Annotated in this window: 1 protein-coding gene (running past one end of the window); it reads right to left on the bottom strand. The window is 68.4% G+C overall.

Features of this window, described 5'->3' with window-relative positions:
- Positions 1-7 precede the first annotated feature (7 nt).
- Positions 8-26,968, bottom strand: partial view of a non-ribosomal peptide synthase/polyketide synthase gene (locus tag HH308_RS02495; RefSeq protein ID WP_170192600.1) — the 3' portion only. 21,432 nt of this gene lie beyond the right edge of the window; the window shows 26,961 of its 48,393 coding nt (coding positions 21,433-48,393); its start codon lies beyond the right edge, outside the window; the stop codon is at positions 8-10.

Here is a 26,968-nt window from a genome sequence, read left to right as displayed (position 1 = left end):
CACCAGGTTAGTCATCGCCGATGTCGGAATGTCCGTTACCGTTGCCGTTCGACCGGAGGATGACCGAGGAGTCCACGATGCGCGTCGTCTCGGCGGTCGTCGTCGCACCTCGCGACCAGGTGGCGATCCGCCCCAGTTCAGCGTCGTCGGTGATGGCGACGAGGCCGACCGCACCCCGCGGATCCGCCGTCAGACCGTCGAGCACCCGCAGGAACCGGGTGACGAAGGTCTCGACAGTCGCGGCGTCGAACAGGTCGGTCGCGTACACGACCGAGCCCGACCAGTCGGCCTCCGGGCTCACCGTGACGCCGACCGACAGGTCGCGCTGGGCGAACACCACGCCCGCATCCAGCGGTGACACGCCGACTTCGCCGACCATCACCTCGCCGGCGACCGGTGCCGCGTATTCGATTGTCAGCATCACCTGCGCGAGCGGGGCGAATGCCTGCGACCGCGTCGGGTTGACGGCTTCCACGACGGCCTCGAACGGGACGTCGGCCTGGGCGAAGGCGTCGAGATCGGTCTGACGCACCTGATCGAGCAGGTCGGTGAACGTCTCCAGCGGGTCGATCGCCGACCGCAGCACCAGCGTGTTGACGAACATGCCGACGAGTGGGTCGAGGACCCGGTCGCCGCGACCGGCGATCGGCGTGGCCACGGCGATGTCGTCGGTGGCGCTCAACCGGGCCAGCAGCACCCCCAGCGCCGCGTGCAGGACCATGAACGCGGTGGCTCCCTGCTCGCCGGCCAGCTCCTCGACCCGACGGACGGTCGACGCCGGAATCGTGAACGGCAGCGTCGCACCGGCCGACGACGCGACCAGCGGACGCGGGCGGTCGGCGGGCAGGTCGATCACCTCGGGCACCCCGGCCAGCCGGTCGGTCCAATACGCCAGCTGCTCGCCGGCGACCGACTGCGGGTCCCGCGGATCGCCGAGCATCGTGTGCTGCCAGATCGCGTAGTCGGCGAACTGTACCGGCAGCGGCGCGAACACCGGCGCCGAGCCCGCGACCCGCGCGGCATAGGCCGCCACCAGGTCACCCATCAGCGGCCGCATCGATTCGCCGTCGCCGACGATGTGGTGGATGACCGCCAGGAACACCCACTCGTTCTCGGCGCGCTGCCACAGGCGGACCCGGAATCCGGGGCGGGTGGCCAGTTCGAAGCCGACGCCTGCCGCGCTGATCACCTCGTCCTGGCTGTGCACCACGTCGACGTCGAGATGGTCGTGCGCCCAGGCCATCGTTCCGACCTGCTGGATCGGCTCGCCGTCGATCGCCGGGAAAGTGGTGCGCAGAATCTCGTGGCGCTCCACGACGTCGACGACGGCCTGCCGCAGTGCGGCGACGTCGAGGTCGCCGGTGAGCCGCACCCCGATCGGGATGTTGTAGGTCGGTGCCATCGGCTCGAACTGGTTGATGAACCACATCCGCTGCTGAGCGAACGACAGCGGAATGCGTTCCGGCCGCGGCGACACCGCGGTGATCGGCGCCGACGTCCCGCTGCGGTCGGCGACCGCGGCGGCCAGGTCGCGGACCGTCGGCGCGTCGAAGACGTCGCGGATCGACACCGGGCGCGCCAACGCGTCGGCGGCCCGCGCGGCGAGCCTGGTCGCCGACAGCGAGTTGCCGCCCAGCTCGAAGAACGACGCCGTCGCACTTACCGACGACAGTTCCAGTACATCGGCGAAGACCGCCGCGAGGATCTGCTCGGTGCCGGTCTGCGGGGCGACGTAGTCGTCCTCGGCGGTGCCGAATTGCGGTGCGGGTAGGGCTTTGCGGTCGAGTTTGCCGGAGGGATTGAGGGTGATCTCGTCGAGCACCATCCACCTCGTCGGCACCATGTAGGCAGGAAGTGATTGCGCGGCAATCGTTTTGACCACCTCGACGTCGGGTCGACCGGCCGGGCCGCCGGCTAGGTAGGCGATGAGGTGATCACTGCCGTCGGGAGCATGAGCGACCGCCGCGGCGGCATGCACCACCCCCGGCGCCGTCGACAAGACCGCCTCGATCTCCCCCAGTTCGATCCGCTGACCGCGCAGCTTCACCTGGAAGTCGGTGCGGCCGAGGTAGTCGATGTCACCGTCGGCGTTCCACTTCACCAGGTCGCCGGTGCGGTACAGACGCGAGCCGGGCGCACCGAACGGATCGGCGATGAAGCGGTCCGCGGTGAGGTCGGCCCGCGCCGCATAGCCCCGGGCCACCTGGATGCCGCCGAGGTACAGCTCGCCGGGTACCCCGGTGGGCACCGGACGCAACCGCGAATCCAGCACGTACGACGTCACATTCGGCATCGGCTGCCCGATCGGGATGACCGCATCGGTGGAGCGGACGACGTAGGCGGTGACGTCGACCGCGGCCTCGGTCGGCCCGTACAGGTTGATCAGTCGCGTCGACGTCGCTGCCAGCAACGCACGTCCCGCTCCCGCGGTGAGCGCCTCGCCCGAAGTGAACACCTGCTGCAGCGAGGTCAGCCCGTTCAGTCGCGGTCCGAGGACGTCGACGAACGCCGACAGCATCGACGGAACGAAATGCACCACCGACACCTCGCGCTGCGCGATCAGCGCGGCCAGGTAGTCGGCGTCGCCGTGTCGTCCGGGTTCGGCGATGACCAGCGGTGCTCCGATGAGGAACGGCAGGAACAACTCCCACACCGATACGTCGAAGGTGATCGGCGTCTTCTGCACGAACACCTGCCGATCGGACAGTTCGAACTCGTCGCGCATCCACGCGAGCCGATTGAGAACCGCCTCGTGCGAGACGACGACACCCTTGGGGCGACCGGTCGAGCCGGAGGTGAACAGGGTGTAGGCCGCGGCGGCCAGCCGAAGCGGCGCTCGACGGTCGCCGTCGGCGAGGGGCGCGTCGTCGACGATAGGGATCGTGCTGTCGACCTCGACGATCTCGCCGTCGAGATCGTCGACGACGGATCCGCGCCGCCCGGCGGCGACCACCATCGCCCGCGCACCGGCGGTGGCGAGGACATACGACGACCGCTCGGCGGGCGCCGCGGTATCCACCGGCAGATACTGTCCGCCGGCGGCTATCACCGCATGCACCGCGATCAACAGCTCTACCGAACGGTCGATGCTGATCGCCACCGTCACGTCGGGGCCGACGCCGAGCGCGATGAGACGGCGCGCAAGCATGTTCACCCGCGAGGCGAACTCGGCGTAGCTGACCGTTCGACCGTCGAACCAAAGCGCCGGTGCGTCGGGTACCAATGCCGCGCGCTCGGTGAGCACGGTTGCCAGCGTGCCCGCGGGCACCGGCATCGTCCCGCCGTCCGCCGCGGCGATGAGCGCCGCGCGCTCGTCGCCGGTCAACCACGGCGCGTCGCCGACAGCTCCCGCCGGATGCTGGGTCAGCGCCGCTAGCACGGCGCCGAAACGGGCCGACATCGACGCGACTGTGGCCTCGTCGAACAGGTCCGTCGCGTAGGTCACCGTGACCGACCAGTCATCGCCGCCCGACATCACCTCGAAGGTGAGATCCCGCGGCGCGGGCACGTCCGGACGCGGCAGCGAGGTGATCGTCAATCCGGCAACGTTCACATTCGCATCGGCGACCGACGCGCCGGGGTCGAACGACAGCATGACCTGAGCGAGTGGCTCAAACGCCTCCGAACGCACCGGATCGACGGCGTCGACTACCACCTCGAACGGAACGTCGGCGTGGGCGAATCCGTCCAGATCGGTGGTGCGGACGCGATCGACGACGTCGGCGAAGGTGTCCGCCGGACGCACCTCGGTCCGCAGCACCAGCGTGTTGACGAACATGCCGACCAGCGATTCGAGGACGGGCTCGCCGCGGCCGGCGATCGGCGTCGCGATCGCGATGTCCTCGGTCGAACTCAGCCGGGCCAGCGCGACCGCCAACGCGGCATGGACGACCATGAACGGCGTGGCCTGATGCGCTCGAGCGACGTCGCCGATCCGGTCCGCGACGTCGGCCGGGATCACGAAGCCGAACTGACCGCCGCGGCCTGTCGCCACCGTCGGGCGGGGACGGTCCGCGGGCAGGTCTAGTACGTCCGGAAGACCGGCGAGCCGGCTTCGCCAGTAGCCGAGTTGGCGGCCCACCGCCGAGGTCGGATCCCCCGGCGACCCGAGCGTCGCGTGCTGCCAGATGGCGTAATCCGCGAACTGGACGTCGAGCGGCGCGAACTCGGGTGCTGCTCCGGCGACCCGCGCGGAGTACGCCGTGACCAGGTCAGTGACCAACGGCAGCATCGACTCACCGTCCGCGGCGATGTGGTGCAACACCACGGCGAGCACATGCTCGTCGGGTGCCACTTCCCATAGCCTCACCCGAATCGGCAGATCGACGGTGACGTCGAAGCCCGCCGTCACCGACTGATAGAGATCGGCCTCGGAACCGGCCGTCGCGACAACCCGGGCACCGTCGACGGTGTTCGCCACCGATTGGAATCCACCCAGATCATCACTCGGGAACGTCGTACGCAGGATCTCATGCCGCGCCACCACATCGCCGACGCCCACGGTCAGCGCGGCGACGTCGAGTGCTCCGGTCAACCGCAGGACGGCCGGGATATTGAACACCGGCGAGGTCACGTCGAGCTGGTTGATGAACCAGATGCGCTGCTGGGCGAACGACAGCGGGATACGCGCGGGCCGGTCCGCGACCGCCGCGATCGGCGCACGAGCGGCGGCGGCCGTGTCGGCTAGCGCGGCGATGGTCCGTACCGTCCGCGCATCGAACAGATCCCGCACGCCGACGGCGATGCCCAGCGCGTCCGCGACGCGGGCGGCCAGGCGCATCGCCGAGAGCGAGTCGCCGCCGAGTTCGAAGAAGTCGGCGGTCGCCGACACTCGGTCGACACCGAGCACGTCAGCGAAGACCGCGGCGACCGCGATCTCCCGATCCCCATGCGGCTCCACGAACTCGCCCGGCACCTCGTCGAAAACGGGTGCGGGCAATGCGCGGCGGTCGATCTTGCCCGCGGAGTTGAGCGCGATGTCGTCGAGGACGGTCCACACCGTCGGCACCATGTACGACGGAAGCGCTTGCGACACAGCGAATCTGGTCTGCTCGACGTCGACCGACGACGGTGACACGTACGCCACCAGATGCTCTGCTCCGGTTGGCGCGGACACGACGGTCGCCGCGGCCTTCACGACTCCCGGCGCGGCGACCAACGCGGATTCGATCTCGCCGAGTTCCACGCGCTGTCCGCGCAGTTTGACCTGGAAGTCGGTGCGGCCGAGGTAGTCGATCGTGCCGTCCGCATTGCGTCGGACCAGGTCTCCGGTGCGGTACAGTCGCGCGCCCGCGGTGAACGGATCGGCGACGAACCGCTCGGCGGTCAGATCGGGGCGGCCGGCGTACCCGCGGGCCACCTGCACGCCGCCGAGGTACAGCTCGCCGGCGATCCCGTCGGGGGCCAGGTTCAGCCCGGCGTCGAGGACGTAGGCGGCGCAGTTCCACACCGGTGTGCCGATCGGAATCGTCGACAGATCCGTCTGCAGCGGCGCCACTTTGGCGTACACGATCTCGACGGCAGCCTCGGTGGGACCGAAGAGGTTGAATTGCAGCACCGTCGGCAGGGCGCGACGCATGTCGGCGACCACCGCGGGCGGCAACGCCTCACCGGAGTACGACAGAACCCGCAGCGACGTCATCGCGGAGATGCGCTGCTCCCCGATCACCTCGTGGAACACCGACAGCATCGATGGAACGAAGTGCACCATCGTGGCCGCGGACCGCTCGATCTCCGCTGCGACGGCCATCGGATCGAGATGGGCGCCCGCGGGCAGCACTACCAGTTGGGCGCCGAGCATCAGCGGGGCGAATAGCTCGGGCACCGAGACGTCGAACGTGAACGGCGTCTTGAGCATCACGATGTCGGCCGCGGTGATACCGAGCTCGTCGATGCCCCAGCGCAGTCGGTTGAGCACCGACCGATGCGACACCGTGACTCCCTTGGGACGCCCGGTCGACCCCGACGTGAACAGGGTGTACGCCGCGTGGTCGGGACGTAGCGGAGCGATTCGGTCGGCGTCGGTGATCGGCCCGGCACCGTGTGCGTCAACCGGCGCCCAGGCGTCGACGTCCACCACCGCCATGCCCGCGTCGACGGCGAGCGCGAGCACGTCTGCCGCGACAGCGTGATCGGCCGCGAGCACCACTTGCACGCCCGCGGTGTCGAACATGTACGCCGCCCGATCGGCGGGTACCGCCGGGTCGACGGGGATGTACTGACCACCGGCAGCGATGACCGCGTGAATCGCGACGACCATCTCGACCGACCGATCGATCGCGACGGCAACCGCGACGTCTGGGCCGACTCCCTTCGAAATGAGTTGCCGGGCAAGAGAATTCACACTTGCGCCGAAGCTGTGATACGTCATTCGACGGTCACCGGCGACCAGTGCGACCCGCTGTGGCGTGGCGGAGACGCGTTCGGCGACTGCCGCCGCGAGCGTGTCGGGCGCGGCGAATTCCACCGCGCGCCCCACCGACTGCGCTCCGGCGATCGCCCGGGCATCGGGCGCCAGGAGCGACAGCTGTCCGACCTTGCGCTCCGGCTCTGCGGCGATCTGCGCGATGACCGACAGCAACGCCTGGACCAGCGTCGCGATCTGCGCTTCGGTGAACGCGGTCGACCGATAAGCGACCTTGATGTCGATCCGGTCGCCGGCCGGCGCGGTGATCATGGTGAGCGGGTAATGCGTCGCATCGAGTGCGATCACGTCGACGATAGTCAGACCGCCGGCCGTGTCCGCCCCGGCACCGGCAAGAGAGTCGGTGTTCACCGGATAGGACTCATGCACGGTCAGCGTGTCGAATATCGCCCCGCGGCCGGCGGAACGCAGGATCTCGGCGAGGCCGAGGAACTGGTAGTCCAGCACATCGACCTTGCCCGCCTGCATGGCTTCGAGGACCTCGCGGACCGTTGCCGCCGGGTCGATGTCGACCACCGACGGCAGGGTGTTGATGAACAGCCCGACCATCGCTTCGACCCCGGCCAGGTCCGCCGGACGTCCCGACACCGTCTCACCGAACGCGACGACACGGTTGCCGGTCAGTCGAGACAGCAGGACGGCCCAACTGAACTGCAAAACCGTCGCGGCGGTGACGCCGAATTCACGGGTGCGCGCCGACAATGCCTCGGTGAGTTCGGCGCTCAGCGACACGGTGGTGAATGCGGGCAATGCCTGCGCGTCGATGACCTCGGGGGCCACCAGCGTCGGCTCTTCCAGCGGTTCCAGCACCCGCCGCCACGCGTCGAGTCCCGCCCGATGATCCAACTCCGCGATAGCGCGGACGTAGTCGCCGTAGTCGCCGTCGGGCAACTCGGTCAATCCGGTGAACGAATTGCCGGTGGCGTACAGCGCCACCATGTCGGCCAGGACCAGCGGACCCGACCATCCGTCGAGCAGGATGTGATGGTTGGTGACGATCAGGCTCGCGCCCCGCGCGTGCTGCACGAGCACGAATCGGATCAGCGGCGGCACCGTCATGTCGAACGGTGCGAGATTCTCCCGCTCGGCGATCGCGGCGACCCGCTCGGCGATCTCCGCGTCGTCGACCTCGGACAGATCGATCCGAGTCCACGGGAGTTCGACGGTGTCGGGAACCACGGTCGCCACCGCGCCGCTTGGCATCCGCACGAAGCCCGAACGCAGGACTCGATGCTCGGCCAGCAACGCTTCCGCGGCACGTTCGAGTCGCACGGCGTCCAGTTCACCGGCCAGTTCGACGACAGCCTGGGTGACGTAGACGTCGATCGCGTCCGCCATCGGTCCGGAGACGAGTTCAGCCTGGAAATACAGGCCCTGCTGCAGCGGGGCGAGCGGCCACACCGCGGCGCCGGGGAAGCGTTCGGCGAGGTCGTCGAGGTCGACCTGGGTGAGCCCAGTGCCCGGGACGTCGGACGGTGACAGCCCCACCGAGGTACCACGGTCGGCGAGGGCGGCAGCCGCGGTGAGCTCGGCGACCCAGCGCGCAGCGATGTCGGCGACGTCATCGGTGGACAGGACGGCGACCGGAGCACTGAATTCGGCGACGAACTCGCGTCCCGACGCAGTCGGCACGGTCGAGGCGTTGATGCCCAATCCGGCCAGCACCGCCATCGCGCCACTGAGGGTGCCGGGCAGATGCGGCGCGTCGGCGGCGGGGAGCAGTGCCTGCGCCAGCTGAGCGTCGGTCTCCGGGTTCGGGCCCTCCGCCGGTTGCGCGGACATCGTGGCCGCGCCCGCTCCGGCGAAGTTGAAGCTGATCGTCGGCAGCGGCCGCCGAGTCAGCTCGGTGTCGCCGAAGTAGCGCAGCACGCCGAATCCGGCGCCGCCCCCGGGTTGCCCGAGGCGTTCTTCCTTCGCGGCCTTCATCGCGTGCACGATGTCGGTGCCCGGTTCGATCGACACCGGGGCGATGGTGGTGAACCAGCCGACGGTGCGCGACAGGTCAGCGCGTTGCGGCCGATCGACGGTAGACACTATCGATTCGTCTCGGCCGTGTCCCTCCAGCAGGACCGTCACCGGGGCGCTGTCGGCGATGGCGCCGGCCTGCTGCCATCCGCGTACCGCCCGCGCGAGTGCGCCCAGCAGTACGTCGTTGACCGTGCCACCGAACAGTTGCGGGAGCCGGCCGAGCACCGTTTCGGTGGTTGCCGCGTCGACGGTCGCGACGTGCGAGGCCGAAGTGATACCCCGGTCCCGGGCGGGATCGAGCGCGTCGCGCAGCACGGTCGGGTTCTCGGGTGACCGGGCGAGCCAATAGTCGAGTTCGGCAAGCCTGCGGGGTGCTTGTCCGGCGATGTCGCTGAACCAGGCTCGGACCGACGTCTCCTCGGCGCGCACCGCGATGGCTGCGCCGGCGCGGTGCTGTGCCCAAGCGGTGGCGAGGTCTTCCAGGAGGATCGGCCAGGACACGATATCGACGACGAGGTGGTGGATCGCCACCACGATTCGACTCTGCGCACCCGCCGACACCAGGACCGCCCGCACGAGCGAACCCGTTGCGGGGTCGAGTGTGGCGAGTGCATCGGCGTGCGCCGAATGGATCGTCTCGGTCAACCGGTCGACGGTGGTGTGCACTTGCGTCACGGCCGCGTCGACGTCGAACGCTCCGCCGGCGACCAGTGTCGCGGCGTCGGCGGTGCGCAGCAGACGCGCGCTGAGCATCGGATGCGCGGCAACCACCGCAGCGACGATGGCCCGCACCTGCTGCAGTGTCGCGTCGGCAGGCACCCGCAGCACGTTGGACTGCGAGAAGTCCGCATAGTCGCCCGGCTCGGTGGTGTGTTCGATCATCCACGAGACCATCGGCGGCAGCGGAATCTCACCGACGGCACCGCCCGGTACCTCGGCGAGCATCGGCACGGTGTGGACTTCTCCGGCCGCGCGCGCCATCGCTCGAATCGTCTTGTGCTCGAAGATCTCCCGTGGAGTCAGCGGCAGTCCGGCGGCATGTGCTGCCGACGCGAGCTGGATCGACATGATCGAGTCGCCACCGAGCGCGAAGAACGATTCGGTGACGCCGACTTCGCTGCGTCCCAGTAGTGCGGCGACGATCTCGGCCAGCCGCCGCTCGGCGTCGTCGGCGGGTGCGACGACTTCCGCCGCGGCCCGTTCAGTCGGCGCGGGCAATGCCGCACGGTCGAGTTTGCCGGTGGGCGCCAACGGAAGTTCGGACAGCACGACGATGTCGTGCGGCACCATGTGCGCCGCGAGCCGCTGCTGCGCCGCCGAGAGGATCGACTCCGCGTCAACGTCACCGTCGGGCGCGACGACGTACCCGATCAGGCGAGCGCGAGCCGCACCCTCATCGGTGCCCAACACGACCGCCTGCGTGATTCCCGGCAGATCGGACAGCACCGCCTCGACTTCACCCAGCTCGATGCGCTGCCCGTTGATCTTGACCTGGAAGTCTGCTCGGCCGGCGAATTCCAGATCGCCCGAGGCGGTGCGACGAACGAGGTCACCGGTGGCGTACATGCGCGTTCCGGGCGCGCCGAGCGGGTCGGCGACGAACCGTCCCACCGTCAATTGCGCCTTGCCCAGGTATCCGCGCGCCAGTCCCGCGCCGGAGATGTAGAGCTCGCCGACGACACCCTGGGGAACCTCGTGGAGCCGGGAGTCGAGCACATAGGCTGTGAGTCCGGAAATCGCACGGCCGATCGTGACCGGTTTGTCCGGCAGTACGCGGGCCCGCGTGGCCCACACGGTCGTCTCGGCCGGCCCGTAGAAGTTGAACAACCGACGACCGCGCGCCGCCCACCGCGTGACCAACTCCGGCGGGCACGCCTCGCCGCCGGTCGCCAGGTTGCGCAAAGTGGTGGTGCGCTGCGGGTCGACCGTCGCCAAGACCGTCGGCGTGATCAGCGCGTGGGTCACCTCATCCCGGTCGATCACCTCGGCCAGGGGATCCCCCGCGTAGGACGACTGCGGTGCGATGACCAGCGTGTGCCCCGCCAGCACCGCCCCGCACATCTCGATCAGGCTAGCGTCGAAACTCAACGAGGCGACGTGCAGGATCCTGGTGTCGGGGTCGTCCTCGCGGGTGCCGACGAAGCGCGTTACCGCAGCGGCGAAGTCGGCAACACCGGTGTTGGACACACCCACGCCCTTCGGCCGACCGGTGGAACCCGACGTGTAAATGATCCAGGCGAGGTTGCGCAGTCGCACCGGACCATGACGGTCCGCTGCAGTCACCGGACGCGACAGCCCGGCCTCCAGCTCGCTCAATTCCAGCCATTCACAGGCACCGTCGCCGAGTCGCGATCGGGTGGAACTGTCGCTGATACCTACCGCGATCGCCGAGTCGCCGACCATGTAGGCGATCCGGTCGATCGGATAGGTCGGATCGATCGGCACGTAGGCCGCGCCGGATTTGATGATGCCCCAGACCGCGATCACCGACTCGACCGATCGTGCCAGTGCGACGCCCACGGCGTCCTCGGGTCGCACGCCACGGGAGATCAACGCGTGCGCGACCGCGTCGGTGCGCCGCTCGAACTCCTCGTAGAGCACTTCCACGCCGTCGCAGATCAACGCCGGATGTGTCGGGTCGAGATCGCGCCGGTCGAGCAGATCGATCAGAGTTCCGGAGTCGGTGCCGCGCGCGCTCAGCAGGCCACGTGCGGTGAGGTCTACTCGTGCAGCGCGTTCGCGCGGTGCATCCGCCAGGACGATATCGCCGACCGCGAGGTCCGGGGTGAGGACGAGCGCGCGCAGCACGCGCTGCCAGACATCGACCGCCCGCGTGATCGTCGCCTCATCGAAGAGGTCCGTCAGATACGTGAACGCGACGTTGATCGTTCCGTCGCCGCCGGGCCCGGCCTCGGCGACGGTCACCGTCAGGTCGACCTTGCCTTCGATGAGCCCGACGTCGATGGGCTCGATGACCACGCCGGCCTCGTCGAGGACGACCGGCGCCACCTCGACGCCGCCGACCTCGTGGCCGAGCGCGATCTGGAACAGCGGCGCGTACGACGTCGACCGCTCGGGCGCCAGTTGCTCCACCAGTTGTTCGAACTGCACATCCGGATTGGCGAACGCCTCGAGATCCACCGATCGCACGCCGCGCAGCACCTCGCTGCCGGTCGCGCCGACGTCGATCGCGGTCCGCAGCACCAGGGTGTTGACGAACATCCCGATCAGGTCTTCGAGCGCCGCGTCCGACCGGCCCGCGATCGGGGCGCCGATCACCACGTCGGAAGTCGAGCCGAGCCGTGCGACGGTGACCGCCAGCGCGGCATGGAAGATCATGAACGGCGTCACCTGGTGCTCCCGGGCGACGTCGGCCAGCCGCTCGACGACGTCGAGCGCGACGTTGCTCTGAACGACCGCCGCAGCCGCGCCGAGTACCGCGGGCCGTGGTCGGTCCATCGGGAGGTCGGTGACCCGGGGAAGCCCGTCGAGGCGCGACAGCCAGGTACTCAACTGCCTGCCGAGATGTGTATCGGGGTCGCGCGGATCACCCAGTTCCGCGTGCTGCCAGATGGCGAAGTCGGCGTACTGCACCGGTAGCGGCGCGAAGGCGGGCGACGTGCCGGCCGCTCGCGCCATGTAGGCCGCGACCAGATCGCGTGCGAGCACCGGCGTCGACGAACCGTCGAATGCGATGTGATGGGCGACGAGTACCACCTCGACGGTGTCCACGTCGGTTGTCGACACCCACGCCGCCACGCGCACCGGCAGTGCAACACTGACATCGAAGCCGCCCTCCACTGCGGCCAGCAAGTCCGCACGGTCGGCCACGACACGCCAGTCGAGCAGTTGATCGGCGGTGTCGATGTCGCAGATCGATTGCACCGGCGTTCCCTGCACCGACGGGTAGCGGGTACGCAACACCTCGTGCCGCGCCAGCAGATCGCGCACCGCCAGTCGCAGTACGTCGAGATCGAATCCCCCGCGCAATCTCAGCGGCAGCGGAATATTGTAGCTCGACGACGCCGTGTCGAACTGGTTGATGAACCACATCCGCTGCTGAGCGAACGACAGCGGGATACGTTCCGGGCGCGGTTGCACGGCGGTGATCGGCGCCAGCGCCCGGGCGCGGCCCGCCGTCGCGGCGATCAGTTCCCGCACACTGGGCGCGTCGAACAGGTCGCGCACGCTGATCTGGACACCGAGCGCATCGGCGGCGCGCGCGGCGACGCGCATCGCCGACAGCGAGTTGCCGCCGACGTCGAAGAACGACTCGGTCACGCCGACCCGCTCGACGCCGAGCACCTCGGCGAAGACGGCGGCGAGCGAGGTCTCGGCTTCCCCGATGGGGGCGATGTATTCCTGCGCGGTCACGGTGAAGTCGGGTGCGGGCAGTGCCTTGCGGTCCAGTTTTCCTGCGCTGTTGAGCACCACATCGTCGAACAGCACCCAGGTCGTGGGCACCATGTACACCGGCAAGGATTGCGCCACAGCCGCTTTCACGTCATCGACGTTCACCGAGGACGGCGACACATAACCCACGAGGTGCTGCCCGCCGTCCGCGGCGTCGAGCACGGTGGCCGCGGCGTGCACCACACGCGGAGCTGCGGCGATCGCCGACTCGATCTCACCGAGTTCGATCCGCTGACCGCGCAGCTTCACCTGGAAGTCGGTGCGGCCCAGGTATTCCAGCACACCGTCGGTCCGGCGCCGCACCAGGTCACCAGTCCGGTACAACCGCTCACCCGAACGGCCGAACGGGTCGGCGACGAATCTTTCCGCAGTCAGATCACCGCGTGCGGCGTACCCGCGCGCCAACTGCACACCGCCCAGATACAACTCGCCTGCCACGCCGTCGGGCACTCGCCGGAGTCGCCCGTCGAGCACCAGTGAGGATGAATTCCACACGGGCACACCGATAGCCACCGACGAGGCGGCCGGGTCGACCTGCTCGATCCGCTCAGCGGTTATCTCCACTGCGGCCTCGGTGGGACCATACAGGTTGTAGAACAGCGCATCCGGAAGCGCCATTCGTAGGTCCGCGGCGACCGCTGGCGGCAGCGCCTCCCCGGTCGCCGACACGATCCGTACGGTTGTCATCCGCGCGATACGTTCCACGCCGACCACCTCGGTGAACACCGACAGCATCGAGGGCACGAAGTGCACCATCGTTGCTTGACTCTGTTCGATCGTGTCCGCGACGTACTGCGGATCAAGATGCCCGCCGTCGCGGAGCACGATCATCGTCGCTCCGATCATCAACGGAGCGAACAGTTCCGGCACCGAGACATCAAAGGTGTACGGCGTCTTGAGTACCACTCGATCCGAGGCATCGATCGGCAGAGCGTACAGTCCCCACCACAACCGGTTGAGCACTGCCTGATGACTCAGCGTCACGCCCTTCGGCCGCCCGGTCGACCCGGAGGTGAACAGGGTGTAGATCGCCGAATCTGGTCGCAGGGGTCCTAGCCGATCTTCGTCGGTCACTGGCGTGGCGCCCGAATCGATCTGCGACGATGCATCTACCTCGACGGTTCGGACATTGAGCCCGTCAACCCATTGCGGGGCGTCGCCGCGCTGGACGAGAACAATGCCGACGCCCGCGGTCTCGAGCATGTACTCGACCCGCTCAAGCGGAGTCTCCGGCGAAATGGGGACGTACTGGCCACCCGCGGCCACGATCGCGTGAATCGCAACCACCATCTCGACCGAACGCCCCATCGACACGCCGACCGCCGCGTCCGGGCCTACGCCAACGGAAATCAATTCGCGCGCAAGGGAATTCACACGTGCACCGAACTCGGCGTAAGAGACACCACGCCCCTCGAACATCAGGGCCTGCGCGTTCGGGGTCGCACTGATCTGCGCTGCGATGACCTCAGTGACCAGTGCCGACGACGGGAGGACACGCATCGGTCCCGATTCACGAGCACTCAGAGCAGTTGTTTCGTCGGCCGTCACCAGAGACACGTCACCCACGGGAACGTCGACATCGACTGTCAGCCCGGCAAGCAATGCGACGAATCTCGCCATCATCGTCTGGACCGTGCCCGCGTCGAACAGATCCGTCTCGAACACCACAGATCCGAGCCACGGGTCACCGGCGTTCGCCGTCGACACCGTGACATACAGATCCAGCTGTGCGGGGACGTGCTCGGAGTTCACCGGCGATATCCGAAGGTCGTCGATCGAGACTTCCGCGGTCTCGACCGACGCGCCCGGATCGAACGACAGCAACACCTGCGCCAATGGGGCGAACGATTCGGAACGGACCGGATCGAGCGCGTCGACCACTGTCTCGAACGGTACGTCTGCGTGAGCGAATGCACCGAGATCGACCGAGCGCACCTGAGCGAGGAGTTCGCGCATCGTGGCGCCCGGATCGACCGCCGTGCGCAGGACCAGGGTGTTGACAAACATGCCGATCAACGAATCGAGTGCGGCGTCACCTCGGCCGGCGATCGGGGTGGCTACGGCTACGTCGGACGATGCCGACAATCGTGCCAGCAGCACCGCCAGCGCGGCGTGCACCACCATGAACGGGGTGACACCCTGTGCGCCGGCCACCGCGCCGATCCGCTCGGCGACGTCGGCGGGAATCTCGAACCGCACGGCGCCGCCACGATGGGAAGCCCGATTTCCGCGCGGCCGATCGGCCGGCAGTTCGAGCACATCGGGCAGCCCCGCCAACTGTTCGCGCCAGTACCCGAGCTGACGACCGACCACAGACCGGGAATCATCAGGCGAGCCGAGCACGGACCGTTGCCAGAGCGCGTAGTCGGCGAATTGCACTGCCAACGGCGCGAATTCGGGTGTCCGACCGTGAAGACGTGCCGAGTACGCGGTTACCAGGTCGGTCACCATCGGCAGCGTCGATTCGCCGTCGAACGCAATGTGATGGCTGATCACGGCCAGTACGAACTGCGACGGCGACACCTCCCAGAGGCGGACTCGGAACGGCCAGTCCCGTGCGACGTCGAAGCCGGCCATGACGGCTTCTTCGATCGCGCCCTGGGAATCCACGACCGACCAGATACCGCGGGAAGTCATCTCCTCGATATCACCCACGCGCTGGAACGGAACGCCGTCGTCCTCGCCGAACGTGGTGCGGAGCACTTCGTGCCGGCCGAGGACGTCGGCGACCGCTGCGGCCAGCGCCGCACGGTCGAGCGCTCCGGATACCTGCAGAACTGTAGGCACGTTGTACACCGGTGAGTCCGGCTCGAATTGGTTGATGAACCACATCCGCTGCTGCGCAAACGACAACGGAACCCGATCCGGCCGCGGCACGATCGCGGTGACCGGCGGCAACGCCGCCGCGTTCCCCGCGACGGCCGCCGCCAACTCCCGCACCGACGGCGCGTCGAACAGCTCGCGCACCGACACACTCACCCCGAGCGCCTGGCCGACCCGGGCAGCCACCCGCGTCGCCGACAGCGAGTTACCGCCCAGGTCGAAGAACGACTCGACCACCGACACCTGGTCGACGCCGAGCACCTCGGCGAACACCGCCGCCACCGCGACCTCCGCATCGGTGGACGGTTCCACGAAATCGACTGTCGCACCGTCGAATTCGGGTACCGGCAACGCATCCCGATCCAGCTTGCCGTTCGCCGTCAGCGGCAGCCGCGCTACCACGGTGACCACGTCGGGCACCATGTAGCCCGGCACCGACAGTCCGGCGGCGGACCGCACATCCTGCACATCGAGTTCGACATCCTCGTCGGCGACGACGTAGCCGACCAACTGCTCACCCCGACCGGCCACCTCGATCACCTGCGCGGCCGCACCGACCACTCCGGCCGCACCGAGCAGCGCGGCCTCGACCTCGCCGTACTCGATACGGAAGCCACGCAACTGAACCTGTGCGTCACCGCGACCCAGGTACTCGATATCGGCGAAGACATTCCCCGTCGCTTCGCTCGCCCCGAACACATCCCCCGTCACCGCTACACGCCGTGCCAGGTCACCGGTCCGGTACAACCGCGACCCCGCCGGACCGTACGGATCGGCCACGAACCTGGTGGCCGACAGACCTGCCCGATTCAGATAGCCCTGCGCCAACTGTCCACCGGCGACGTACATCTCGCCTGCGACGCCCGGCGGGACCGGACGCAACCGCTCATCGAGGATGTGAATCGCCAACGACGACAACGGCCGCCCGATGAAGCTCGCATCACCGGCGGACACCACCGCCCGGTCCAACGACCGGAACGACACGTGCACCGTCGTCTCGGTGATGCCGTACATGTTGACCAGCTGCGCCGTATCCGACGCGAAGTCGTCGAACCACCGCCGGACCTGCTCGAAGCCCAGCTGCTCGCCACCGAACACGATGTAGCGCAACGACAGTCGCCGATCGGCCCGCCGCCGCGCGTCCGCGAGCTGGTAGAACGCCGACGGCGTCTGCGACAGCACCGTCACACCTTCGTCGGCCAACAGCTCGACGAACGCGTCCGGGTCACGGGCCAACTCACGGTCGACGACCACCAGCCGCGCACCGCCGGACAGCGGCCCCCACAACTCCCAGACGGAGAAGTCGAACGCATACGAGTGGAACATCGTCCACACGTCGTCGGCGTGGAACTCGAAGTCCTCGGCGGCCGCGTCCATCAACGTCACCACATCGCGATGGGTCACCTCGACGCCCTTGGGCTGCCCGGTCGATCCCGACGTATAGATCACGTACGCCCGCGAGTCGGGCCGAATCACACCGGTCGGGGCGGGTGAACCCGCGCCCGCGGCGGCCAGCTCCGCGACGTCGACGACGTTGACCTCGTCACCCACGCGCTGCCACATCGGCAGGCCCGCGGTGACTTCGTCGACCAGCACCACCGCCGGAGCCGCGTCGGAGACGATGAACGCCAGCCGCTGCTCGGGGTTGGTGGTGTCCAGCGGGACATACGCCGCGCCCGCCCGCAACGTGCCGACGATCGCCGCGATCAGATCGACCGACCGCGACGTCGCCACGCCGACCAGATCGCCCGCTCCGACGCCACGTGCCGCCAGCCCCGCCGCCACCGCAGCCGACCGACGATCCAGTTCGGCATACGACAAGGACTGACCGGCCGCCGACACCGCAACCGAATCGGCATGCACCGCAACCGAATCCGCGAACAGGTCGGTCAGCACCCGACCCGCGTGCACGGTAGCGGACCGAGGCGCGGGCAGAGCCGCCAGCGCCGCGTGCTCGGCGTCGCTCAGCACATCGACGTCACCGACCGCCGTCGACGACGCCTGCGCCAGCGCCGAGATCAACGTGACGAACCGGCTCGTGATCGACGCCGCGGTCGACTCGTCGAAGAGATCGGTGGCGTAGATCAACGATCCGACGTAGTCACCGTCGGCGCCGCGTCCCACCACGAAGTTCAGATCGGCCTTCGCCGCAACCGCACCCGGATCGATCGGCTCCACCAACAGCCCGTCGACGGTGATCGGCTGCGGGTCGTTCTGGTCGAAGGTGAACAGAGTCTGCGCCAGCGGCACGAACGCCTCCGAGCGCACCGGATTCACCGCCTCCACCACCGCCTCGAACGGGACGTCCGCATGGCCCAGTGCCGCCATGTCGACCCGCGCGGCGTCGGCGACGACGTCGTCGAACGACATCGCGGCACCGATCTGCGTGCGCAGCACCAGGGTGTTGACGAACATGCCGACGATCGGGTCGAGCACCGCCTGCCCACGACCGGCGATCGGCGTGCCGACGGCGATATCCGACGTCGACGACAACCGCGCCAGCAACGTGGCGATCGCCGCGTGAACCACCACGAACTCCGTGGTTCCATGCCGGCGTGCCAGCTCGGCAACCGCGCTACGCACCACCGTGGGAACGGTGAACTCGACTGCACCGCCGGCCATCGTCGCGACCGCGGGCCGCGGCCGATCGGTCGGCAACGCCAGTACATCCGGCAGACCGGCCAACTGGTCTCGCCAGTAGGCCAATTGACGACCGGCGATCGAGTCGGCATCGGCGACGTCGCCGAGCGCCGACCGCTGCCACAACGCGAAGTCGGCGTACTGCACGCTCAGCGGCTGCCACTCGGGGGCGACCCCCGCGGCGCGCGCCGCGTATGCGGTCAACACGTCGGCGAGCAGCGGCCCGAACGATTCACCGTCGGCCGCGATGTGATGGGCGACCAGCACCAGAATCTGCTCGTTCCCGCCCACGTCGATGAACCCGCCCCGCAACGGCAGATCCACCGACACGTCGAACGGCCGCGTCGCCCACTGCACCACCAGCTGATACGCCTGTGCCGAGTCAGCCGCGACGGGCTCGGCCCACTCCAGCGCCGACCGCGCCTCATCGGCCGAAACAGCATGCGCCGCAACATCTCCGGCGACGTCTTGGACGAACCTGGTGCGCAACGTCTCGTGCCGCTCGATCACGTCGATGAGCGCCGCGCGTACCGCCGCGGGGTCCACCCGCCGCGACGAATCCGACGACACCAGCCGCACCGCGAACGGAAGGTTGTACGCGGCGGCCGCACTCCGGGTGAACTGGTTGATGAACCACATCCGCTGCTGAGCGAACGACAACGGCACGCGATCCGGCCGCGGCACCACCGCGGTCACCGGCGGCAACGCGGCAGCGTTGCCCGCGACCGACGCGAGCAGACCACGCACGGTCGGCGCTTCGAACAGGTCGCGCACCGACACCTCGACACCCAGCACCTCGGCGGCCCGCGCCGCAACCCGCATAGCCGACAGCGAGTTACCGCCCAGGTCGAAGAACGACTCGGTCACGCCGATTCGCTCGACGCCGAGCACGTCGGCGAACACATCCGCCAACGCCTGCTCCTCAGTCGAGGCAGGTGCGACGAATTCCGTTGCCGTCGAACCGAATTGCGGTGCGGGCAGCGCCTTGCGGTCGAGTTTGCCCGCACTGTTGAGCGTCACATCATCGAACGCCACCCACGCCGTCGGCACCATATACACCGGCAACGACTGCGCCACAACAGCTTTCACCGCCTCCACATCCACCGACGACGGCGACACATAACCCACCAGATGCTGCCCGCCGTCGGCGGAGTCGACCACCGTCGCCGCCGCATGCACCACACCCGGCGCCGACGCCAACACCGACTCAATCTCCCCCAACTCAATCCGCTGACCACGCAACTTCACCTGGAAATCAGTGCGACCCAAATACTCCAACACACCATCACCCCGACGCCGCACCAAATCACCGGTCCGATACAACCGCGCCCCCGAAGCGAACGGATCAGCCACAAACCGCTCCGCCGTCAAATCCGGCCGCGCCGCATACCCACGCGCCAACTGATCACCACCCAAATACAACTCACCCGCCACACCATCAGGCACCCGATGCAACCGCGAATCCAACACCAGCGACGACGAATTCCACACCGGCACACCAATCGGCACCGACGACGCACCCGCATCAACCGCCCCGATCCGCTCCGCAGTGATCTCCACCGCCGCCTCCGTCGGACCATACAAGTTGTAGAACAGAACGTCCGGCTGAGCCGAATCCCGGCCCGCTCGCTGCGCTCCCGGCGCCGGCCACGCCGACCGCACATCAGCCGCCACCGCAGGCGGCAACGCCTCACCCGTCGTCGACACAATCCGCACCGACGACATCCGCGACATCCGCTCCACCCCGACAACCTCAACAAACACCGACAACATCGACGGCACGAAATGCACCATCGTCGCCGCCGACCGCTCGATCACCTCAGCCACATACAACGGCTCCAAATGCCCACCATCACGCAACACGATCATCGTCGCACCCACCATCAACGGCGCGAACAACTCCGGCACCGACACATCGAACGTATACGGCGTCTTCAACACCACCCGATCCAACGAATCGATCGGCAACTCATCCAACCCCCACCACAACCGATTCACCACCGCACGATGCGACAACGTCACACCCTTCGGCCGACCCGTCGACCCCGACGTAAACAACGTGTACACCGCATCATCAAGACGCAACGGCGCGTTGCGATCGGCGTCGGACACCGGCGGCACCGACATGTCCACCGCGCCAGACGAGTCGACCGTCAGCACCGGCAGCGCGCGCTGATCGGCGGCGGCGACCACGTCGGCCACCGCTGTTCGATCCGTGACCAGCAATACGGCCACCGCGGCGGTGTCCATCATGTAGGCGGCGCGTTCGGCCGGCGCCGAGGTGTCGATCGGCACGTACTGTCCACCGGCGACGACGACGGCGTGAATCGCCACCACCATCTCCACCGAGCGACCCAACGCGAGCGCCACCGCGACATTCGGGCCGACGCCGAGCGAAATCAATTCCCGGGCAAGGGAATTCACCCGAGCCGCGAACTCGGCGTAGGAGACACCACGCCCCTGGAACTCCAGGGCGGTCGCATCCGGGGTCCGGATCGCCTGCACGGCAACCACATCCGCGAGAGTCCCGGCCGGAATGTCGACCACGGCACCGTGTTCGGAGCCGACCGCTCGGGTCGCCTCGTCCGCGCCCAGCAGCGGCAGATCGCCGATACTGCGCGTCAGATCGCCGGTCATCGCGTCGAGCATGGCGACAAAGCGGCGCATCATCGTCTCAACCGTGTCCGCGTCGAACAGATCTCGTTCGAAGATCACCGAACCCGACCACGCGGCATCCGCTCCGCTCGTCGACACCGTGATGTAGAGATCCAGTTGCGCGGGCGCTTCCTCGAAGCTCACCGGCGCGATCCGCAGGTCGCCCACCGCGACGTCGGCGTCGCCGGCCGAGGCGGCCGGGTCGAAGGACAGCAGCACCTGCGCCAGGGGCGCGAACGCCTCCGACCTAACCGGATCGAGGGCGTCGACCACCGTCTCGAACGGCACGTCCGCATGCGCGAAGGCGCCCAGATCCACCGAACGCACCTCGCCCAGCAGGGAGGCGACCGAGGCTGCCGAATCGATCTGGGTCCGCAGCACCAACGTGTTGACGAACATGCCGACCAGTGGGTCGAGCACGGCTTGGCCACGGCCGGCCACCGGCGTCGCCACGGTGATGTCCTGCGACGCCGACAGACGCGCCAACAGCACCGCCAGCGCCGCATGCACCACCATGAACGGCGTGACACCCTCGGCCTGCGCGACGTCCGCGACACGCTCGGCCACCGCGGCCGGGATCTCGAACTCGACGACACCGCCGCGATGCGACGCGGCGACCCCCCGCGACCGATCCGCGGGCAGCTCGAGCACATCGGGAGCTCCGGCCAGCTGTGTGCGCCAGTAGCCCAACTGCCGGCCGGCAACCGACTCGGGGTCGTCGGGCGAGCCCAGCACCCGGTGCTGCCACATCGCGAAATCGGCGAACTGCACGGCCAACGGCGCGAACTCGGGCGCAGCCCCGCCGGCCCGGGCCACATACGCGGTCACCAGATCGGACACCATCGGCAGACGGGATTCGCCGTCGAACGCGATGTGGTGAGCCACGACCGCGAGCACGTGCTCGCCCGGCCCGAAGGCGTCGGCCCACAGCCGCACCCGGATCGGCCACTCGCGGGTGACGTCGAAGCCGGACAGCACTGCGGCGGTGACCTCCGCCTGCGACGACACCACCTGCCACACCGGCCGGTCGACCAGCTCCGAGACCGCGCCCACCAACTGGTGCGCAACCCCGTCGACGGCCGGGAACGACGTCCGCAGCACCTCGTGCCGCGCGACGACGTCGGCGACCGCCGCGCCCACCGCCGCGACATCCAGCGATCCGGATACCCGCAACACGGTCGGGAGGTTGTACACCGGGGACTCCGGTTCGAACCGGTTGATGAACCACATCCGCTGCTGAGCGAACGACAACGGAATGCGATCGGGGCGCGGCACGACCGCCGTGATCGGCGCCAACGCGGCACCATGCGTCGCGACGGCGACGACCAGCGCACGCACCGAGGGCGCGTCGAACAGGTCGCGCACCGATACGCTGCGGCCCAGCACCTGACCGACGCGAGCGGCGACGCGTGTCGCCGAGAGCGAGTTACCACCCAGATCGAAGAACGACTCGACTACCGAAACCTGTTCGGCGCCAAGCACATCGGCGAAGACACCGACGACCAGCTCTTCGGCTTCACCGACGGGGGCCACATACTCGGCGACCTCGAACACCGGCGCGGGCAACACACCGCGGTTGACCTTGCCGGACGGGTTGAGCGGCATCTCGTCGAGCACCACCCAGGCCGTCGGCCGCATGTATACCGGCAGTGCGTGCGCCAGGGTCGACTCGATCGCGGCCATGTCCACCGACGAGGCCGGTGCGACCCAGGCGACCAGCTGATCACCGGTCGCCGACGGCAGCACCGTCGCCGCGGTATGCACGACGCCGGGCACCGAACCGATGACCGTCTCGACCTCGCCGAGTTCGACGCGCTGGCCGCGCAACTTCACCTGGAAGTCGGTGCGCCCCAGGTATTCCAGTTCGCCGCGCGCGTTCCAGCGCACCAGGTCACCGGTGCGATACATCCGCGCGCCGGGCTCGCCGTACAGGTCGGCGACGTAGCGGTCCGACGTCAGATCGGCGCGTCCCGCGTAGCCGCGGCCCACCTGGACGCCGCCGATGTACAGCTCACCCGCGGTGCCGACCGGCACCCGGCGCAACCGTCGGTCCAGCACCGCGACCGCGCCGTTGGACACCACCGGCCCGATCGGCACGGTCGGATCGTTCGGCGTGATCTCGACGACGTCCTTTCCGGAGATCTCCACCGACGCCTCGGTCGGCCCGTACAGGTTCACCAACTGGATGTTCGGCAGCCACCGGCGAATCGTCGAGGCCATCGTCGGCGGCAGCGCCTCACCCGTCATCGAGATGATCCGCAGCGACGTCAGCGCCGAGACACCTTCCTCGCCGACGATGTCCAAGAACACCGACGCCATCGACGGCACGAAGTGCGCGGTGGTGGCGCCCAGGCGCGCGATCTCCGCGGCCAGCGTAAGCGGCTCGGTGTGTACGCCCGGTTCCAGGATCGCGATCCGTGCACCGACCATCAGCGGCGCGAACAGCTCGGCCAGCGACACGTCGAAGGTGTACGGCGACTTCAACAGCACCCGGTCGGCGCCGTCGATCGGCATCGCGCCGACACCCCACCACAGGCGGTTGTTGATACCCCGGTGCGGTGTCGTCACGCCCTTGGGCCGGCCCGTCGACCCCGACGTGAACAGTGTGTACATCGGGTTGTCCAGCCGCAGCGGCGCAATGCGTTCCACGTCTGTGATCGGCGCGACCGACTCGTCGACCGGCGTCGACGCGTCGACGGTGATCACCGGCAGCCCGCGTTCGACGGCGAGGGCCGCGACGTGTGCGCCCACCTGCGGATCGGACACCAACAGCAGCGCCGAGCTGGTGACGTCGAGCATGTAACCGGCCCGATCCTCCGGGGCGTCGGTCGCGATCGGCATGTACTGCCCGCCCGCCGCGACGACCGCGTGGATCGCCAGCACCATCTCGATCGAGCGCGGAATACACAGTGCCACAGTCACTTCCGGCCCCACACCGAGTGCGATCAGCTCCCGGCCCATGGTCGCGACACGCGCCGCGAACTCGCGGTAGGTCAGCTCGCGATCGAGGTAGGCCAGGGCGACCGCGTCCGGGGTCGCCACGGTCTGCTCGGCGATGACATCCACCATCAACTGCTGGCGGACATCGACCTGTGGGCCGTGCTCGAATGCTACGAGTTCGCGTTCCTGAGACTCGTCCAGAATCGACAGGTCGCCGATCTGCGTCGACGGGTCGGCCAGTACCTGACCGAGCACCCGGACGAGGCAGCCGAGCAAGCTGCGCACCGTCGACTCATCGAAGATATCGGTCGCATAGCTGAGCCCCAGATCCCAGTCGTCGCCGTCCGGAGCGGTCTGCACGGTGAGGTACAGATCCAGTTGCGCGTTGACCACGCCCGGATCGACGAGGTCCAAGCGCAATTCGGCGATGTCGACGCCTTCTTCTGCGCCGGCGCCCGGGTTGAAGTTGAGCGCCACCTGCGCGAGAGGTGCGAAAGCCTCCGAACGGACGGGCTTGACCGCGTCGACGACCGCCTCGAACGGAACGTCGGCGTGCGCGAACGCGTCCAGGTCGCCGGTGGCCACCTGGCGGACCAATGCGTCGAACGAATCCCCGCCGTCGACGGTGGCGCGGAGCACCAGCGTGTTGACGAACATGCCGACGAGCGGGTCGAGGGCTGCGGTACCGCGGCCCGCGACGGGTGTCGCGATGGCCACATCCGCGGCGTTGGCGACCCGGCCCATCACCGCCGCCCAGGCGGCGTGCATCACCATGAAGGGGGTGACCCGACGCGTCGAAGCGTAGCGGCGCAGTTGCGCACCCAGCTCGGCAGGCAGTTCGCCGCGAACCAGGGCGCCGCGGCTCGACGCCACCAGCGGCCGCGGACGGTCGGTCGGGAAGTCCAGCACGCCGGGCAGCCCGGCCAAGCGCCGGGTCCAATACGACAGCTGCCTGCTGACCACCGAATCGGGGTCGTTCGGGCTGCCCAGTTCGCGATGCTGCCACAGCGCGAAGTCGGCGAACTGGATCTCCAACGGCGCCCACTGCGGCTCCACGCCGATGCAACGCTGCGCGTAGGCCGTCACGACGTCGGTCACCAGTGGCCGCAGGGACTCACCGTCCATCGCGATGTGATGACCGATGACGGCCAACATGTGCTCATCAGAACTGATTCGCCACAATGCGATTCGCAGCGGCCACTGGATCGTCAGATCGAATCCGCGGCCCACCTCGGCGGTGATCTCATCGAGCGAGGAGACCGCGCGCCACCCCAGACCGGCGGCGATCTCCGATACTGCGTGGACGTACTGGTGCGGCTCGCCGTCGTACTCGGGGAACGTCGTGCGAAGGACTTCGTGGCGGGCCACCACGTCGGCCAACGCCGCGCGCATGGCCGGCTCATCGAGACGGCCGGTCAGGCGGAGCACGATCGGCACGTTGTAGGTGGCGTCGCTGGGATCGAGTCGGTTGAGGAACCACAGTCGCTGCTGCGCGAAGGACAGCGGCACCCGGTCGGGCCGGGGCACCACCGCGACCACCGGCGCGAGATTGCCGCTCCCCGCGACGACCGCGGCTGCCAACTCGCGGACCGACGGGTTGTCGAACAAGTCACGCACGGACACATCGGCCCGCAGTTCCTGGCCGATACGTGCGGTCACCCGAGTCGCCGACAACGAGTTGCCGCCGAGATCGAAGAACGACTCGACAACCGAAACCTGCTCCAGCCCAAGCACATCGGCGAAGACGTCGGCGATTGCGGATTCCACGTCGGTGGCTGCGGACACCATTTCGGTGCCGGCACCCACGAACGTCGGCAGCGGCAGCGCGCCCCGATCGAGCTTGCCGTTCGCCGTCAGCGGCAGCCGATCGAGAACCATCACCACATCGGGCACCATGTACCCCGGCACGACCGATCCGGTCGCCGAGCGCACCACGGCGGTATCGAGTTCGATTCCCGCCTCGCCCACCACGTAGCCGACCAACTGTTCACCGCGTCCCGCGACGTCGATCACGCGAGCGGCGGCACCGATGACACCCGCCGAACCGAGCAATGCGGCCTCGATCTCGCCGTACTCGATGCGGAAGCCGCGCAACTGAACCTGCGCATCACCGCGGCCGAGGTACTCGATGTCGGTCGGCGGCAGGTATCCGGGCTCTCCGGGCAGATCCCCCGTCGCTCCGCTCGTCAGGACCCGGCGCGCCAGATCGCCGGTCCGGTACAACCGAGACCCCGGGCCACCGAACGGATCGGCGACGAATCGTGTCGCCGACAGTCCGGCCCGATTCAAGTACCCCTGCGCCAGCTGACCGCCTGCGACATACATCTCACCGGGAACACCGAACGGAACGGGCGCCAGCCGGTCGTCCAGAATATGGATCGCCAGCGACGACAGCGGCCGCCCGATGAAGCTGGCGTCGTCGGACGACACCACCGTCGGATCCAGCGCCCGGAACGTGACGTGCACAGTTGTCTCGGTGATGCCGTACATGTTGACGAGTGCGGTCGTATCGGCCGGGAAATCGTCATACCAGCGGCGTACGTGCTCGAAGCCCAGCTGCTCGCCGCCGAACACGATGTAGCGCAACGACAATTCCCGCGGCGCCCGGCGACGTGCCTGCGCCAACTGGTAGAACGCCGACGGAGTCTGCGACAACACCGTCACCCGCTCGGTCGCGATCAGCTCCAAGAATGAATCGACGTCACGCGCCACGTCGCGATCAACCACCAGCAGACGCCCGCCATGCAGCAGCGGCCCCCAGAGTTCCCACACGGTGAAGTCGAACGCGTACGAATGGAACATCGTCCACACGTCGTCGGCGCGGAAGTCGAATTCGCCCGACGCCGCGTCCATCAACGTCACCACGTCGCGGTGCGTCACCTCGACACCCTTCGGCTGCCCGGTCGACCCCGACGTGTAGATCACATAGGCTCGCGAATCCGCGGGAACCCTCGGCAGCCGCGCAGCCGCATTCGCATCGCCGTCGACCAGCTGATCCACGGTCAGCAAGTCGGTCGCGGCGGTAAGCCGATCCCACAACGCCGATTCCGCGGTCGATGCATCGGCGATGACCGCGGCCGGCGCCGCATCGCCCACGATGAACGC

This window comes from Gordonia asplenii (assembly GCF_012933505.1).
GTDB classification, from domain to species: domain Bacteria; phylum Actinomycetota; class Actinomycetes; order Mycobacteriales; family Mycobacteriaceae; genus Gordonia; species Gordonia asplenii.
The sequence above is the reverse complement of the archived record's forward strand: the minus strand, read 5'-3'. Positions and strand labels throughout refer to the sequence as shown.